The following is a 16,474-nucleotide window of genomic DNA, read 5'->3' as shown; positions in this document are numbered from 1 at the left end:
TATTGCTTGAAAACGTTGGTTATAATTCTCGTTAAATATTTTGGAATAGGAGGAGAAGAATGGCAGTAGAGAGAACTCTCGTGATTGTGAAGCCTGATGCGGTTAAGAAAAATGCAGTCGGTGATATTATCAGGATACTTCAGGAAAACGACCTGAAACTCCTTGCAATAAAGATGGTTCATCTTTCAAAGGAGCAGGCTAAAAAGTTCTATATCGTTCACAAGGATAGACCTTTCTATGATGAATTAACAGACTTTATGTCTTCAGGACCGTGTGTACCTATGGTGTTTGAAGGAGAAGATGCCATCGCAAGGGTAAGGGAGATAATTGGAGCTACAGATCCTGCAAAGGCAGCTGAAGGAACGATCAGGAAGAAGTATGGTACAGATGTAGGGAGAAACGCTGTTCACGCTTCTGATTCACCTGAATCTGCAGCTTATGAAATTCCTTTCTTCTTCAATGCTCTTGAGATTCATGAATAAAGGGGGAGACAATCCCCCGTTTAAATCTTATGGGGAGATTGGATGGACGACAGTTTCAGTATTCTGGGGCTGAGCAAAGAGGATTTTTGTTCCTTAGCCGAAGAAAGAGGTCAGGAAGTAGAGATTACCCACTTTGTCTTTGAGGATCTTCTCGATTCTCAGGAAAAGTTACTCTGTAAAAAGTTTGAGGTTGATGAAAATTTTGGTGTTTACTTCTACCTTCTCACAAAGGAGTCAAGGTCTTTCTTCTCAAAAAGAGATGATAAACCTCTTGAATGTTGCATAGCGTATAAGAATGGAGTGGTTTATACCTTTGAAGATTTTAACTTCAAGATTCAATCCTTAGAGGAGTTTACACTTCTTGTTGAGGCTGTAGAGATTTCTACAGGAAATAGCTTTTTCTTTGAACTGTGTAATCTATGCGAACTTCCTGAAAGACTTTCTTCAGAACACAGTGTGAATTTGAGTCTTTATGCAAGAGAGGTTAAAAAGTTAAGACCTCTTGTTTACTTTGACCAAGTTGCTGATGAGCACAGGGAAATTCTAAAGCTTGCTGTTAAAGGTAATGAAAAAGCGATGGAAAAACTTGAAAGGGAGCTCGGTGAAAGGGAGACAAGAAGGCTTGTAGAAGAATTGAAGTTAAGACCGGAAGAAATTTTTGATACCTGCATTTTTTCCAATCTGAACCAGTATTTTGCTATTGGAATAGTAACTTCCTTTGATAAAGTGGAAGTGGAAGAGCGGGAGCTTTTTTCGATCAATATTTTAGTGGAGGAGATGGAGCTAAACATATTGACTCCTGTTTGTCCTGATGTTACTGACGGAGATAGAGTTCAGGTTTCTGGAAAGATGTTTGGAATCGTGAATGTTTAGGACAACATTTCATAGGGAGGGCGTTCTTTGAAAATCGGAAGGTTTAAAGTAGGAGAGAGAACAATTTTTGGGATTATTCAGGGAAAAGAAATTATTCCTTTAAAGGAAAAAAGAGTTACAGACCTTATGGAGTCTATAACTCTAACAGAGGAAGTTCTTTCATTTTCAGATGTAAAATTTCTTTCTCCGACAAGACCATCAAAGATTGTCGCTGTGGGATTAAATTACAAAGCCCACGCCGAGGAGATGGGTAAACCTCTGCCAGAAGAGCCTCTTCTCTTTATGAAACCTTCAACTGCTGTTATTGCAAACAAGATGAGAATATTCCTTCCAGAAATGTCTGAACGTGTCGATTACGAAGGAGAATTGGCAGTTGTAATCGGAAGAAAGTGCAGGAAAGTTACTCCTGAGGAAGCGCCAGATTACATCCTGGGATATTCGTGCTTTAATGATGTTACTGCGAGAGATTTTCAGCAGAAGGATGGTCAATACACGAGAGCAAAATCCTTTGATACATTTGCACCTTATGGTCCTTGGATATCAACGTCCGTGGATCCTTTAGATTTGAAGATAACAACGAGGGTCAACGGAGAGGTAAGACAGGAAGGTAAGACTTCAGATATGATCTTTTCACCTTTTGAGCTCGTTTCATTTATCTCCCAAATTATGACCCTCTTGCCTGGAGATGTTATCGTTACGGGAACTCCTCCTGGAATAGGGCCATTGGATGATGGAGATAGAGTTGAGGTTGAAATTGAAGGAATAGGAACTCTCATCAATTACGCTGTCAGGGAGAGAAAATGAAGGAGCTTGTGAAAGAAAAGGTAGAGTCTGCGATAAGAGAGATTTACGGTGAGGAGCTGATTGGAGTTGTTGAAAGAGCCAGTTTTGAAAAACCAAAGAAAAAAGAGTATGGAGATTTTGCTACAAACGTTGCTTTTCTCCTTGCGAAAGAGCTGAGGCAGAAGCCATTTTCCATTGCAAATGAGCTTCTTGAAAAATTTAAGTTAATGGAGGAGTTTGAAAAAGTAGAGGTTGCAGGTGGCGGGTTTATAAACTTTTTCTTCAGTCAAAACTTCTACGTGGAAATTTTGAAGAAAGTTCTCCATGAGGATTTCTACCTATCTGATGCTGGAAAAGGTGAAAGAGTTCTTCTTGAATATGTTTCAGCAAATCCTACGGGTCCTCTTCACGTTGGTCATGGAAGGGGAGCTGTTGTTGGTGATGTTCTCTATCGGGTGATGAAGCTTACTGGTTATAAACCTGAGAGGGAGTTCTACATAAACGATGCAGGAAGGCAGATAAAGCTCCTTGGAGTTTCTATATATGCTCGAATGAAGGAACTTTCGGGTGAAGAATATCCATTCCCGGAAGATGGCTACAGGGGAGAGTACATTGTTGAAGTTGCTAAGAAACTTTTGGAGTTAAAGCCAGATATTCTCTCTATACCCGAAGAAGAAGCTGTAGAGATAGCAGCACAATTTGGAAAAGAGGAACTTCTAAAGGAAATCCAGAAAGACCTGAAGGATCTGAGGGTTGAGTTTGACAGCTGGTTCAGTGAGAAGAGCCTTTACGAAAAAGGAAAAGTTGAAAGAGTATTAAAGCTTCTTGAAGAGAAAGGGCTCATTTACGAAAAAGATGGAGCTCTCTGGCTCAAAACCACACTGTTTGGAGACGATAAGGACAGGGTTGTAAGGCGTTCAAACGGAGAGTATACCTACTTTGCATCAGACATTGCCTACCACTACAACAAGATAGAAAGAGGCTACGATAGAGCAATTGACGTCTGGGGGGCAGATCACCACGGTTACATTCCAAGGGTAAAAGCGGCAATTCAGGCGCTTGGAAAATATCCGGACTGGCTTGAGGTAGTTCTCATCCAGCTTGTGAAACTCTTTAAGAATGGTGAAGAAGTTAAAATGTCAAAGAGGGCAGGAAATTTTATAACCCTTAGGTGGCTTATGGATGAAGTTGGGGTTGATGCTGTAAGGTTTTTCTTCCTCCTCAAAAGACATGATACGCCCCTTGACTTTGACATAGACCTTGCCCTTTCCACAAAGAACGAAAACCCCGTCTATTACGTTCAGTACGCTCATGCGAGGCTCTGCAGTATTCTTGATAAGGCAAAGGAGCGTGGATTTTTCCCATCTGAAGAAAACCTTGAGCTCTTATCCTCTGAAGAGGAGAGGGAGCTGATAGCTGGATGTTACAGCTTGAAGTATGAGCTTGAACTGGTAGCAGAGAGAAGAGAACCTCATAGGCTTACCTATTACCTCATCGATCTTGCATCAAAACTTCACAGGTTTTACAACAAACATAGAGTGATTGATGAAGAGAACAAAGAACTTTCTATGGCAAGGCTTGCTCTGATTGAGGCCGTTAGAAAAACAATCAATCTTGGTCTTGACATTCTTAACGTAGTAGCTCCGAGGAGGATGTGATGGAAGGGGATAGGAGGCTTCAGTACATTTTAATGGCTGCAGCTATCGTTATATTTGGCTTTTCCTACATAGTCGGGTACTTTGTGGGAAAAGAGGCAGGTTTTGAAGAAGCTAAACAGAAGTTCAATATTGAGAAGCAAAAACTTCTGAAGACAATTGCAACTCTAAGCCCTGTATCTCAGCCGAGGGTTGAAAACAAAGTTTATGTGGTGGATAAAACAGTAGAAGAAAGAAGCGAGAATGTTACTGATGATGGTACACGGAAGGAAGCTGTTCAGGAAGAAAAAACTTCCTTAGAACAGAAAATTCAAACTGGCGAAAAAGCTACAGAAAAGAAAGTTACTGATAAAATCCAGGAACAAAGAAAAGAAGAGGTTTTTGCTAAGCAAGTTGAAAGAAAAGAAACTGCATTTATCAAAGAAGGAGATTATTATCTCCAGCTTGGTGTTTTCAGAAATAGAGCTAACGCCATCAAGCTGGCATCTCAGTTAGAAGAAAAGGGATTTAAAACAAAAACCCTGTTTGCTGATAAATATACTGTTGTTATTGTTGGATACTTTGAACACAAAAATGAAGCACTGGTGGCTAAAAAGTTACTAAGAAAATTCGGATATGACTCTATTTTGAAGAGGAGGAAGTAGGTTGATAGATACCCATGCCCATCTTCACTTTCCTCAGTTTGATGGCGACAGAGAAGAAGTAATAAAAGAATGTGAAGATAAGCTTGATGCTGTTATTACCGTTGGTGGTGATTTGGAGGATAGTAGGAAAGCTATAGAAGTAGCTAAATCAAGCAAGAAAATTTACGCTACAGTTGGAATTCATCCCCATGAGGCAAAGGACTACTCTGAGAAAGATTATGAAAAAATAATAGAACTTGCTAAAAGTTCGCCAAAAGTTGTTGCTCTTGGAGAAATGGGACTTGATTTTTACAGGAACTTCTCTCCAGAGGAGAAGCAGTACGAAATCTTTGAGATGCAGGTTGAAGCTGCAAGAGAGCTAAATCTTCCGGTTGTTATCCATTCAAGAAATGCAGCAAAGGAGATGGCAGATTTTATAAGGAGTAAATTTAAAGGAGTTAGAGGAGTTGTTCATTGCTTCAGTGGAGAGAGGGGGCTCCTTGAAGCTGCTCTGGATGAAGGGCTTTATATCTCCTACGCAGGAATTGTTACCTATCCCAAGAACAGCGAGCTGAGAGAAACGTTAAAGTACGTTCCAAGTTCAAGGCTATTGATAGAAACAGACTCTCCTTACCTTGCTCCCCAACCAGTTAGAGGAAAGCGAAACAAACCAACTTACGTTGCCTACGTCGCAATGACAATTGCAAAAGAGTTAGGACTCAACTTTACAGACGTTGATAGAATTACCACTGTGAATGCAAAGAGGTTGTTTGGTTTGCCTCTTATAGAGGAAGAAAGAAAAGAGCGTCTGGTCTATACAGTCGGGAATAAGCTATACATCAACCTTACCTCAAAATGTCCCTGTGACTGTAAGTTTTGTTTTAGAGGGAGTGAAGATTTCATTCTCGGCTACAACATGAATCTGAAGAGAGAACCGATTCCAGAAGAGTACATGTATAGGATTAAGAATCCCGGAATCTACGATGAAGTTGTTTTCTGTGGCTATGGAGAACCTTTTGAAAGGTTTGAGACTTTAAAGAAGGTAACAGAATGGCTCAAGAAAATGGGGGCAAGGTCTGTAAGAGTTGATACGTGCGGTCTTGGATACCTTATAACTGGAAGAGATGACATTCTTGATGAGCTGAAAGGTCTTATTGATGCCTTTAACGTTAGTGTTAACGCTTCAGATCCAGAGGAGTACTACCGTATAGTTAAACCGGAGTTTGGAAGAGGAAGCTGGGAATCTCTTTTGAAGTTCATAAAAGATGCGAAGGAAAAGGGTTTCAGGGTAGTTGTTTCTGCTGTTAACTATCCAGGTTTTGATGAAAAATCTTTTGAAAAGTTTGCAAAAGAGCTTGGTGTTGAATTCAAAATCCGAAATTTTAAGAGGTTTAAGAGATGGGAAGAGTAGCTCGTTTTGCAGTTTCAATAGATGAGAAACTACTTGAAAGATTTGACCAGTACATCGAAAAGAAAGGGTACGTTAGCCGTTCAGAAGCTGTAAGGGATTTGATCAGGAATGCTCTTATAGAGGAATCCATAGGAGAAGACAGGGACGTTTTCGGTACTATAACCATAGTTTATGATCATCATCAAAAAGAACTTGCTGAAAAGATAACAGATATACAACACGGATACTTGGAGAACATAATTTCCACAATGCACATCCACGTTGACCACCACCATTGCCTTGAAACAATTGCAGTGAAAGGAAAAGCAAGTGTAGTTAGAGAGTTAGCAGACAAAATAATTACTCTGAAAGGTGTGAAGCACGGGAAGTTGGTTGTTACTGGAATAGAACCTTGAACTCTTTCATTTACAGGCTATATTGGACGGCGGAAATCAAATGAAGGAGGTTTCTGATGGCTGGACACTCTAAATGGGCGAACATTAAACATAGAAAGGCTGCTCAAGATGCAAAACGTGGAAAGATATATACAAAGCTTGCAAGGGAGATTACCGTTGCAGCAAGAGAAGGTGGTGGGGATCCTGAATTTAACCCAAGACTCAGGGCTGCAATAGAGAAGGCTAAAAAGTTCAACATGCCAAAGGAAAACATAGAGAGAGCAATAAAAAGAGGAACTGGTGAAATCGCAGGAGAGACTTACGAAGAGGTTACATACGAAGGTTACGGTCCAGGTGGAGTTGCTATCATCGTAAAGTGTTTGACAGATAACAGAAATAGGACAGCTTCTGAAGTAAGACATGCTTTTTCAAAGCACGGTGGAAACCTCGGTACTTCCGGTTGCGTTTCCTGGATGTTTGAGAGGAAAGGTGTGATAACAGTTCCAGCTGAAAAGTACGATGAAGATACAGTAATGATGGCTGCAATTGAAGCAGGAGCGGATGATGTAGTAAAAGAGGACGGACAGTTTGTTATTTATACTCAGCCACAGGATCTGGAAGATGTGAGGAAAGCTGTTCTTGATGCAGGTATTGAAATAGAGGAAGCAAAACTTGATCTCATTCCCCAAAATACAACAAGGGTTGAAGGGGAAACTGCTCTTAAAGTTCTCAAGCTCCTTGAGGTACTTGAAGACCTTGATGATGTTCAGGAAGTTTACTCCAACTTTGATATGCCTGAAGAGGTTATGAATAATGCATAGATTCTTCTCCTGCTTTTTTACTACTTTTTTAGCAGGAGCTTTTTGCGGAGCTCTGGAAGTGTCTGGAGCTCCCGCTGATTCCATAGTAACTACTGTCGAAAAAGAATCTGCACTTCTCTTTAAAACCAGCATTTCAAAAAAAGAGCAACTTCCAGAGACGGAGCTCTCTATTCCCTGGGATAAACCCTCGTTCCAGTTCTGGCTCTCTTACTACAAGAACAAATGGAACAGAATGAAGCTTATCTCTCAGATCGACAACTTTAAGGTCTTCTATCCAACTATCAAAAAGATCTTTGAAAGAGAGGGAGTTCCAGAAGATCTTGTTTTTCTTGCTATTGTGGAGAGCAATGGTGATCCATCTGCAGTATCAAAAGCCGGTGCAGCCGGCCTGTGGCAACTGATGCCGGGAACGGCAAGACTCTACGGCTTAAAGGTAAACTGGTACATTGATGAGAGATTTGATGTTGAAAAGTCAACCGTAGCAGCTGCAAAATACTTAAAGTATCTTCATTCCCTCTTTGGCAGATGGGATCTTGCAATAGCAGCGTACAACGCTGGTCCTGGAACAATTTTCAAAAGGCTCAAGGCGCTTGGAGCTGATCACTTTTGGGATCTAACAAAGCTTCCAAATGAAACTCTTAACTACGTTCCAAAGTTCTATGCAGTTCTCTCTTTTATCAAAGAAAAGAACTTATTCGAAAATGGTAAGAATTCAGTATCCCTTGTAAAGATAAAGGTTCTATCTAAAACCTCTCTTTACCGGATTTCCAAAAAGTTAAAAGTTCCTTACCACATAGCGAAAAAGTTCAACCGTCAGTACAGGAAAAGGGTGGTTCCAGCCGGTTACTACGTTTACGTTCCTTCAAATTTTGTAAAGAAGACTGACATTCTCAAATACATAGATTCATCAAAAATCTACGTTTATGTTCCAAGGAAAAGCGAAAAGATTATTTCGATTGCAAAACGTTTTGGTGTGGATGCTAAACTGATAAAAGAGATAAATAGACTTAAAAGAACTGTAGTTTACAGAGGACAGCCTATTCTGATTGTTAAAAGAGATTACGGAAGGGAAGAGTTTGCCGATGGGAAAAGTTAAAGAGACAGATACAGTAATTCTCTACGATCCAGAGAAGGACAAAAAATACTTCTTAAATCTTTCTCTTGCAAAGGGAAAGTTTAATACCGATAAAGGAGAAATAGATCTTTCTACTATTCCTGGAAAAAAATACGGCTCGCTGGTGGAAACACATAAAGGTTTTAAATATGTTATTTTGCCTTGTACCCTTTACGATTTCATCATGTTTAAACTCAACAGGCTTACCCAGATAGTCTATCCAAAGGATTCAGCCTACATAGCACTAAAGTTAAACGTTAAACCGGGTGATCTAATTATTGAGAGCGGCATAGGAAGTGGAGCTATGACCGCCGTCTTTGCACACATTGTTGGTGATACAGGAAAAGTTGTAAGTTACGAGAGAAGGGAAGAGTTCATAAAGAATGCTCTTTCTAACCTTAGAAAACTTGGGCTTGATCACAGAGTTGAGGTGAAGCACAGAGATATTGAAGAAGGCTTTGACGAGACAGAAGCTGATGCTGTTTTCTTAGATGTCAGAGAACCCTGGCTCTATATAGATAAAGCTTATAGAGCTTTAAAAACCGGGAACATGCTGGGTATTCTCGTCCCGACTGTAAATCAGGTGATTGAAGTTCTGAAAAAACTGGAAGAATTACCTTTCATGGATATAGAGGTCTCTGAGATACTTCTCAGGAAATATAAGATAGTCCCCGAGAGGTTGAGACCGGAAGACAGAATGCCTGCCCATACTGCTTACCTTATTTTTGCCAGAAAACTACCTGAAAAGATAGAGGTTTAGATGGAAGCTTTAGGGCTTTTACAGAAATCGGGAATTGTAGGTTATATCCTCTTCTTTCTTTCAGTTATTTCTGTTGCTATCATCATAGAAAAACTCTTGATTCTTCGCCTTTCTAAACTTGTTCCTAAAGAAGATTTACGGCTTGTAGTTGACTTTTTAAGTGAGGGGAGCATTGGAGATGCTGTGGAGCTCTGCAAGAAAAGAAGGAGTTTTCTTTCTTCCATAATTCTTGATGCTCTGAAAAACATAGGAGAACCGACAAAGGATAACTTCCTCAGTGCATTTGAGGTAACAGCCAAAAGGAAGTTTATAGAGCTTGAAAGAGGTATGCCTCTACTTGCAACAGTAGCAGCGGTTTCTCCCCTTTTAGGACTTGTTGGAACAGTTCTTGGAATGATAAAGATATTTGGAGTCCTAACAGCAGGTAGCACTTCAATTGGAAATCCTCAACAGTTATCTGCAGGGATAGCAGAAGCACTTCTTACAACAGTTTTTGGTCTCCTTGTTGCCATTCCCGCGGTTATCATGTACAACCTTTTTCAGAGAAAACTGGATAAGATAGCAGCCGAAGTTGAATCTGCAGGAGTCTTAATAGCCAATAACTTTAAAGGTCTCAAGTAATGCTAAAAGTAGCAACCTGAAAGTTAACTTGATAAGAGAGAAATAGGAGGTGGAAATGGAAGATCTTAAAAAGATGATAGAGGAAGCTTGGGAAAACAGAGAACTTCTGAAAGATGAAAAGTACAAAGAAGCTATAAGAGAAGCGGTTGATCTCCTTGATAGGGGAAAAATTAGAGTTGCAGAGAGAATCAGTGTCGGTAACTGGAAGGTAAATGATTGGGTTAAGAAAGCTATTCTCCTTTTCTTCCCGATTTCAGAGATGAAGGTTATGGAAGTTGGACCTTTTGAGTACTACGACAAGATTCCTCTCAAGAAGAACTGGGAAAAACTTGGAGTCAGGGTTGTTCCTCCAGCAACTGCAAGATACGGTTCATTTATTGAGCCAGGAGCAATTCTCATGCCTTCTTACGTTAACATTGGAGCCTACGTAGGTTCTGGAACAATGGTTGATACCTGGGCTACAGTTGGATCCTGTGCACAGATAGGTAAGAACGTTCACCTTTCTGGTGGTGTTGGAATCGGAGGAGTTCTTGAACCACCAAATGCTACTCCTGTGATTATTGAGGACAACTGTTTCATAGGTTCAAGATGTATCATCGTTGAAGGTGCAATCATAGAAGAAGAAGCAGTTCTCGGAGCTGGAGTTGTAATAACAGCTTCTACAAAGATTATTGATGTTACAGGTGATGAGCCTGTTGAATATAGAGGAAGAGTTCCTGCAAGGAGTGTCGTCATTCCAGGAACCAGAATCAAGAAGTTTCCCGCAGGAGAGTACGGACTTCCCTGTGCATTAATTATCGGGAAGAGGAAAGAATCAACTGACAAGAAAACTTCTTTAAATGAAGTCCTTAGAGAATTTAACGTTCCTGTGTAGAAATTGGATAATTCAAGGGAGGGAGGGGAAATGAAACTTGTTTTGCTGGTTTTAATTTTAGTTGTTATTGCATTGGTTATAGTAACTTTACTGCAAAATAAAAAGGAAGGAAATTTTTCTCTCAAGAGGAGCTTTTTAAATGAAAAAGAAGTATCAATTTATGAAGAACTTGTATCTAAACTTTCACCTGACTTTCGTGTTTTTCCCAAGGTAAGAATGTTAGATGTGGTTTTTACAACGAAAAGGAATGATTTTAGTTCTCTTGGCAGAATTTCCTCTAAAGGAATTGACTTTCTGATTACCAACAAGGATTTTAAACCAGTTGCAGTCCTTTCGAGAGATGAAAAAGTCAGAAATATTTGTAAGGATTTAGGTTTAGTTGTTGCAAGAACTAAACCGGAACTCTTAAAGTTAATAATGGAATACAGTAAGAAATAAGTTAATAGCGACGTGAAACTTTTAAAAATCAGAATAAAAACGAAGGATTTTTTTTCTAGATAGTTAAAATCCCGCCGGAAGGCGGGACGAGAATTCTTAAAGAGCAGCTTTTGCTTTTTCTACGATTACTTTGAAGGCTTCAGGATCTCTTACAGCGATATCTGCAAGGATCTTTCTGTCGAGCTCGATTCCAGCCTTTTTAAGACCGTTCATAAACCTGCTGTAGTTGAGACCAAGTGGCCTTACAGCTGCATTGATCCTTGCAATCCAGAGCCTTCTGAAATCCCTCTTCTTCTCTCTTCTATGTTTGTAAGCGTAGAAGAGGGATTTCATTACAGCAATTTTCATTGTTCTGAAGAGTCTGGATCTACCACCAAAGTAACCTTTGGTAAGCTTTTTGAGCTTCTTCCTCTTATACCTTCTTGGGCTTGTCTTTACTCTCATTCTTTCCTCCTTTTTTTGTGAGCTGCAGGCGCCTTTTCAGGCTTTTGGCCTGCTTGCATCACCTACATGTAGAGTACTAATTGCTTGTAGTTTGCTGCCTGAGCTCCTTCAAGGTAACCAGCTTTTCTGAGTTTTCTCTTCCTCTTTCTGCTCTTCTTTGTAAGGATGTGGCTCTTGTTAGGGTGCCAGTGTTTGATTTTGCCTGATGCTGTTACCTTTACCCTCTTGGCAGCAGACTTTCTTGTCTTAATCTTTGGCATTTTAGAGCCTCCTTTCTGTTTTGAAAACGAGAGTGAATTATAGTCTATTTTTTCTTAGGTGCAAGTATCATAATCATATCTCTACCTTCTTTCTTGGGCTTTTTCTCAATTTCAGCTATGTCCTGAACAGCTTCATAAATCTTCATGAGCTGTGCTTCTCCAAGCTCAAGATGTGCCTGTTCTCTTCCTCTGAACATGACTACTGCTTTAACCTTGTTTCCTTTTTCAAGGAACTTTCTGGTCTGTTTTATTCTTACTTGGAGATCATGCTCATCTGTTCTTGGGCGCACCTTTACGGTCTTGACCTCGATTGTTTTCTGTTTCTTTTTGGCTTCATGCATCTTCTTCTGCTGCTGGTATTTGTACTTTCCGTAATCCATGATACGGCAGACAGGGGGATTGGCGTTGGGTGAAACTTCGACGAGGTCAAGCCCCTGTTCTTTTGCCAGTTGGAGCGCTTTCAGTGTTGGCATTACTCCAAGTTTGGTTCCGTCACTGTCGATAACGAGAACCTCTTTTGCCCTGATTCGTTCATTCACTCTGATTTGGTCAAGTCTCTTACTAATGGTACCCTCCTTTCTATCAAAGTTTTTCTTTGATTTCATTTAAAATTTTATCTAAAAAGCCAGATATTTCCATAGCTCCAAGATCCCCTTCTCTCTTTGACCTGACAGAAACTGTTCCACTCTGCTGCTCTTTTTCACCAACTATAAGCATGTAAGGAATTTTCATAAGTTCAGCTTTCCTTATCTTGTATCCTACTTTGCCACTTTCATCATCAAGCTTTACTCTGATTCCAGCTTCCTTCAACCTTGCATAAATCTCATCTGCATAGTCAAGGTACTTGTCGCTTACTGGAATCACTACAACCTGAACTGGAGCAAGCCAAGTTGGGAAAAGACCTGCGTAATGCTCTATCAGAAGGCCTATGAATCTTTCGATACTACCCATTATAGCCCTGTGAACCATAACAGGACGCTTCTTCTGACCATCTTTGTCAACGTAGGTCAGATCGAACCTTTCTGGCAGGTTAAAGTCAACCTGTATTGTCGGGCCGTCCCACTTTCTTCCAATTGCGTCTAAGACTGCTATGTCAATTTTTGGACCGTAGAAAGCCCCATCTCCTTCAACGATGTTGTACTCAAATCCTCTTTCTTTCAGAGCATCAATCAAAGCCTGGGTTGCATGCTCCCAAGCCTCATCTGTTCCGATGTACTTTTCTGGTTTTGTTCCAATGTTTATAACGTAGTCAAGCTTGAACGTTGTAAGGAGCTCCATTACGTAGTCGAGAACTCCTTGTATTTCCTCTTTTAGCTGGTCTGGACGGCAGAAGATGTGTCCATCGTCCTGAGTGAATCCTCTTACTCTCAAGAGTCCATGGAGGGATCCGCTCTTTTCGTATCTATGGACTGTCCCAAACTCAAAAAACCTTATGGGCAAATCTCTATAGCTTCTGACCTGTGATTTGTAAATCAAAATGTGCCCAGGACAGTTCATTGGTTTAACTGCGTACCAGTGAGCTTTTTCTATCTCTTCACAGGTGAGAGGAACTTCCTCGTTTCCAAGCCTTTCCTCTTCATCATGTTCAACAACCGGGACGAAGAACATGTTTTCCTTGTAGAAGTCGTAGTGCCCTGAAATTTTCCACAGGTCTGCCTTCATTATGTGGGGGGTGTAGATCCGCTGGTATCCTCTCTTCTCGTGTTCTTTCTCAACCCACTCTTCAATCTCTCGCCTGATAATTGCACCGTTTGGATGCCAGAAGACAAGTCCAGGACCAGCTTCTTCATAGATAGAGAAGAGGTCAAGCTGTTTTCCCAGAACTCTATGGTCTCTCTTCTTTGCCTCTTCAAGTCTCGTGAGATATTCGTCAAGATCCTTCTTTTTCCAGAATGCAGTTCCATAGACTCTCTGGAGCATTTTGTTTCTTGAATCTCCACGCCAGTAAGCTCCAGCAACTGAGAGAAGCTTAAAGGCTTTTACCATTCCGGAGTGTTCAACGTGAGGACCTCTACAGAGGTCAAAGAAGTCTTCTCCAAGCCAATAGATGGTTACTGTTTCATCTTCCGGGATGGATTCAAGGAGCTCTAACTTGTAAGGATCATCTTTGAAAAGTTCTCTCGCTTGTTCTCTTGTTATCTCTTCTCTTCTAAAAGACTCTTTTGCCTTTACAATATTCTCCATCTCCTTTTCTATCTTTGGTAGATCCTCTTCAGATATGGATACCGGGAGATCAAAGTCATAGTAGAAACCTTCTTCTGTGGCTGGTCCAATTCCGAGCTTTACTTTTTCTCTTCCGTAAAGTCTTTTGACTGCTTTTGCAAGAATATGGGCTGCACTGTGTCTGAGAATCTCAAGGGATTCGGAATCCTTCTGAGTGATTATTCTGATTTTTCCACTTTTTGTTATGGGGGTATGTATATCGATAAGTTCACCGTTAAAGAGAGCTCCGATAGCGTTCTTTTCAAGGCTCTTAGCTATTCTGCCTGCAATCTCTTTTACACTTGTTCCTTTCTCAAATGTTAGCTTGCTACCGTCTGGAAGCTCTATCTCAATCATTTCCTACCTCTCTACCAAAAATTAATGGCTAATTTTACTACTCTGAATCCCATTTTTGAGTATGAAATCTTGATTTATCTCTTTCGAGACTATTTCTCCATTTTTCATTAAAATGTACTCCTTTTTATCTGGAGCTACTCTTTCGTAAAGAAGTACTCTTTCAGCAAGCTCTCTGAAGAGGGGAACTGCAATTTTACTTGCCCATAGCATGTTCTTGGGAACTTTCGGTTCATCTACTGTCACAGCTAAGACGTATCGGGGATTGGTCATTGGGAATGCACCAACAAACGTTGCCGTGATTTTGGATTTACTGTACTGACGAATTTGGGGATCGTATTTAAGAGCTGTTCCAGTTTTACCTCCCACGAAAAAGTTTTGGAATCTAGTCCCTGTACCTGTTCCACCCTCTACAACCATGGTTAAGATTCTTCTCATTATTTTGGAGGTTTTTTCGGAAATCACTCTTCTCTCTTTAATAGATGGAAATCTCTTCAGGATTTTTCCTTTCTCATCGACGATAGCGGAAAGAATTTTCGGTTTTACGTAGTATCCCCCATTTACAAGAACCGAATAAGCTGCAGCAAGTTGCAGTGTTGTGGTTAGAATATTATGACCAAAAGAGAGGGTTGCAAATTCTACTTCTCTCCACTTTTTCCAGTTTCTCAGTTTTCCAGGGTTTTCACCAGGGAGCTCTATTCCTGTTTTACTTCCAAAGCCGAAAGCTTTCAGATAGCTGTAGTACTTTTCCTTGCCAAGTTTCTGGACAACTTTTATTATTCCAACGTTGTCTGAATACTGGATTATTTCCCAGGCTCTTAGTTTTACGTTTCTTCCATGAAATTCATTGTGGAACACTTTATTTCCGATTTTGTAATCAGCAGGACAATCTATAACCGTATCTTTTGTAACTATTCCTTCATTAATTGCAGCAGCTATTACAATAGGTTTTATAACGGAACCTGGCTCGTAAGGGGCCGTGATGAACCGTGGATTCAGTTTTGAAATAAAACTTTTGTCCTTTTTCTCGCCATAATCATAGAAAGGATAACTTGCTGCAGCAATTATTTCCCCTGTATATGGATCCATTAGGACTGCGTTTATGAACTTTGGATGCCACTCCTCTCCATACTTTTTCAGGGTCTTTTCAAAAATGTACTGAAGGTTACCATCAATAGTCGTTATAACATTGTTTCCTTTTTTCTTTGTGAGGAAGATAGAAGCTTCCTTTCCAAGATAAACTCTTCCCCTTGCATCTTTTTGCCCTGAGAGCAGCACTGTGTCACCGGTTATGATCTTTTCTTTTTCCAAGAGGAATTCAAGCCCTGAGAGACCCTCTCCCATTTTGTTTGTAACCCCAACTATTACAGATCCTACAGAGTAGGGGTAAACTCTCTGGAACTCTGAAATATAACCTAAGAGATCAGGATATTTTTTCCTGAATCTGTTTTCTCCTGATAGCGTGTAGTAGATCCTGAGAGCTGTTGATACAGCCTTAAATGCTTTCTCCCTTGAAACAGAAAGATCTTTTTTCAGCCATACAAAAGGAACTTTTATCTCCTTAGGTTTTCCATCATCTCCTTTGACCTTTACTATTGTGTATTTCTTCTCATATACCTTTTTTATTTCTTCATCACTGATTAGAGAAAAGACTTCAAGTCTTTGGGTTATTTTCTTCACGTTTTCTGGGGTTAAAGAGCTTTTTTCCTTTAGATATTTCTTAATAACTTCAGGTTCTCTTAGAAGGATCTTTCGAAGGAGCTTTTTATCTTTGGCTTCTGTAGGCCTTATGTAGAAAGAGATGACTTTTTCACTGGCTGCAAGAGGAATTCCATTTCTATCAAAAACTTTTCCTCTTTCAGAGGCAACTTTTATGGCACCTTCAAACTGCTTTTCTACAAGGCTGATCCAGAAATCTCGATTAAAATGTGATAGGGAAAGAAGTTTTGCAGAGTAGGCAGCAACCAAGAAAATAGAAATGAAAATGAACAAGTTCAGTCTGTCATCTTTGAAGGGTTTAATAAAGTTGTAAAGCTTTGAAAAAAAGTGTTTTATACGGTAAAAAAGCTTCATCTCAGGTATTTGACCTCATTTTCATGGAGTAAATCCATTTCCTTTGTCATTGAATCGATTGTCTTAGGTTTTAGTTTTCTATAGAACTCAATGGTTAGTCTATTATTCTCCTCTTTAAGCTGTTCTATTCTCTTGACCAGTTTTGTTATCTTTGCCTTCTCAAAAGTACACTTGGAGCGTATGTTAATTACTTTGAAACTAACCAGCATAACAGCAGCTATGGTTGCAATGTAGCTTAAAATACATATATACCGTAGCGAATTCTTCACACTTGCTTCCAGAGAGCTATATTATTCTCCTACAACATAATAA

19 protein-coding genes are annotated in these 16,474 nt (G+C 40.0%); 13 read left to right on the top strand and 6 right to left on the bottom strand.

The window, feature by feature from the left end; translation table 11 throughout:
* Positions 1-59 precede the first annotated feature (59 nt).
* From ndk to ACYQ3A_RS09825, 13 genes are read left to right on the top strand one after another with little or no spacing between them, the layout of a single operon-like run.
* A complete protein-coding gene (ndk, locus tag ACYQ3A_RS09885; RefSeq protein ID WP_459897124.1) occupies positions 60-482 on the top strand; it encodes a nucleoside-diphosphate kinase in 423 nt (140 codons plus the stop codon).
* A gap of 42 nt (positions 483-524) precedes the next feature.
* Positions 525-1,355, top strand: coding sequence for a hypothetical protein (locus ACYQ3A_RS09880; RefSeq protein ID WP_459897122.1), 831 nt, complete (start codon positions 525-527; stop codon positions 1,353-1,355).
* Positions 1,356-1,382: 27 nt separating this feature from the next.
* The gene (locus tag ACYQ3A_RS09875) at positions 1,383-2,159 is read left to right on the top strand and encodes a fumarylacetoacetate hydrolase family protein (protein ID WP_459897121.1); all 777 of its coding nucleotides are present in this window, start codon (positions 1,383-1,385) and stop codon (positions 2,157-2,159) included.
* Positions 2,156-3,796 carry an arginine--tRNA ligase gene (gene argS / locus ACYQ3A_RS09870; protein WP_459897120.1) on the top strand — a complete coding sequence of 547 codons (1,641 nt, stop codon included), beginning with the start codon at positions 2,156-2,158 and terminating at the stop codon, positions 3,794-3,796. Before ACYQ3A_RS09875 ends, argS begins: the two co-directional genes overlap by 4 nt.
* Positions 3,796-4,437 carry an SPOR domain-containing protein gene (locus ACYQ3A_RS09865; RefSeq protein ID WP_459897119.1) on the top strand — a complete coding sequence of 214 codons (642 nt, stop codon included), beginning with the start codon at positions 3,796-3,798 and terminating at the stop codon, positions 4,435-4,437. Before argS ends, ACYQ3A_RS09865 begins: the two co-directional genes overlap by 1 nt.
* Before the next feature lies 1 nt (position 4,438).
* Positions 4,439-5,827 carry a TatD family hydrolase gene (locus ACYQ3A_RS09860; protein WP_459897118.1) on the top strand — a complete coding sequence of 463 codons (1,389 nt, stop codon included), beginning with the start codon at positions 4,439-4,441 and terminating at the stop codon, positions 5,825-5,827.
* Positions 5,815-6,222 carry a nickel-responsive transcriptional regulator NikR gene (nikR, locus tag ACYQ3A_RS09855; RefSeq protein ID WP_459897117.1) on the top strand — a complete coding sequence of 136 codons (408 nt, stop codon included), beginning with the start codon at positions 5,815-5,817 and terminating at the stop codon, positions 6,220-6,222. The genes ACYQ3A_RS09860 and nikR overlap by 13 nt, the downstream gene beginning before the upstream one ends.
* 56 nt (positions 6,223-6,278) lie before the next feature.
* Complete coding sequence (locus ACYQ3A_RS09850) at positions 6,279-7,022, top strand: YebC/PmpR family DNA-binding transcriptional regulator (RefSeq protein ID WP_459897116.1); 744 nt, start codon at positions 6,279-6,281, stop codon at positions 7,020-7,022.
* A 58-nt stretch (positions 7,023-7,080) separates the two neighbouring features.
* Positions 7,081-8,118 carry a lytic transglycosylase domain-containing protein gene (locus ACYQ3A_RS09845; RefSeq protein WP_459897115.1) on the top strand — a complete coding sequence of 346 codons (1,038 nt, stop codon included), beginning with the start codon at positions 7,081-7,083 and terminating at the stop codon, positions 8,116-8,118.
* Positions 8,105-8,896 (top strand): tRNA (adenine-N1)-methyltransferase, encoded by a 792-nt coding sequence (locus ACYQ3A_RS09840; protein ID WP_459897114.1) that lies wholly within the window; start codon positions 8,105-8,107, stop codon positions 8,894-8,896. The genes ACYQ3A_RS09845 and ACYQ3A_RS09840 overlap by 14 nt, the downstream gene beginning before the upstream one ends.
* Entirely contained in the window at positions 8,897-9,517 is a 621-nt protein-coding gene (locus ACYQ3A_RS09835) for a MotA/TolQ/ExbB proton channel family protein (RefSeq protein ID WP_459897113.1), read from the top strand. It abuts the gene before it with no gap.
* Between the two features lie 55 nt (positions 9,518-9,572).
* Positions 9,573-10,391 (top strand): 2,3,4,5-tetrahydropyridine-2,6-dicarboxylate N-succinyltransferase, encoded by an 819-nt coding sequence (locus tag ACYQ3A_RS09830; RefSeq protein ID WP_459897112.1) that lies wholly within the window; start codon positions 9,573-9,575, stop codon positions 10,389-10,391.
* Between the two features lie 30 nt (positions 10,392-10,421).
* Entirely contained in the window at positions 10,422-10,829 is a 408-nt protein-coding gene (locus ACYQ3A_RS09825; RefSeq protein ID WP_459897111.1) for a DUF2726 domain-containing protein, read from the top strand.
* A 96-nt stretch (positions 10,830-10,925) separates the two neighbouring features.
* Here ACYQ3A_RS09825 and rplT read toward each other — a convergent pair whose 3' ends face one another.
* The 6 genes from rplT to ACYQ3A_RS09795 form a co-directional block, all read right to left on the bottom strand.
* Positions 10,926-11,273, bottom strand: coding sequence for a 50S ribosomal protein L20 (rplT, locus tag ACYQ3A_RS09820; RefSeq protein ID WP_459897110.1), 348 nt, complete (start codon positions 11,271-11,273; stop codon positions 10,926-10,928).
* A gap of 62 nt (positions 11,274-11,335) precedes the next feature.
* A complete protein-coding gene (gene rpmI / locus ACYQ3A_RS09815) occupies positions 11,336-11,533 on the bottom strand; it encodes a 50S ribosomal protein L35 (RefSeq protein ID WP_459897109.1) in 198 nt (65 codons plus the stop codon).
* Between the two features lie 44 nt (positions 11,534-11,577).
* Positions 11,578-12,138, bottom strand: coding sequence for a translation initiation factor IF-3 (gene infC, locus ACYQ3A_RS09810; RefSeq protein ID WP_459897108.1), 561 nt, complete (start codon positions 12,136-12,138; stop codon positions 11,578-11,580).
* A complete protein-coding gene (gene thrS / locus ACYQ3A_RS09805; RefSeq protein ID WP_459897107.1) occupies positions 12,116-14,092 on the bottom strand; it encodes a threonine--tRNA ligase in 1,977 nt (658 codons plus the stop codon). Before thrS ends, infC begins: the two co-directional genes overlap by 23 nt.
* Positions 14,093-14,113: 21 nt before the next feature.
* The gene (locus ACYQ3A_RS09800) at positions 14,114-16,162 is read right to left on the bottom strand and encodes a peptidoglycan D,D-transpeptidase FtsI family protein (RefSeq protein ID WP_459897106.1); all 2,049 of its coding nucleotides are present in this window, start codon (positions 16,160-16,162) and stop codon (positions 14,114-14,116) included.
* Positions 16,159-16,431 (bottom strand): hypothetical protein, encoded by a 273-nt coding sequence (locus ACYQ3A_RS09795; RefSeq protein ID WP_459897105.1) that lies wholly within the window; start codon positions 16,429-16,431, stop codon positions 16,159-16,161. The genes ACYQ3A_RS09800 and ACYQ3A_RS09795 overlap by 4 nt, the downstream gene beginning before the upstream one ends.
* Between the last annotated feature and the right edge of the window lie 43 nt (positions 16,432-16,474).

Source organism: Desulfurobacterium crinifex (assembly GCF_054656775.1).
The sequence above is the reverse complement of the archived record's forward strand: the minus strand, read 5'-3'. Positions and strand labels throughout refer to the sequence as shown.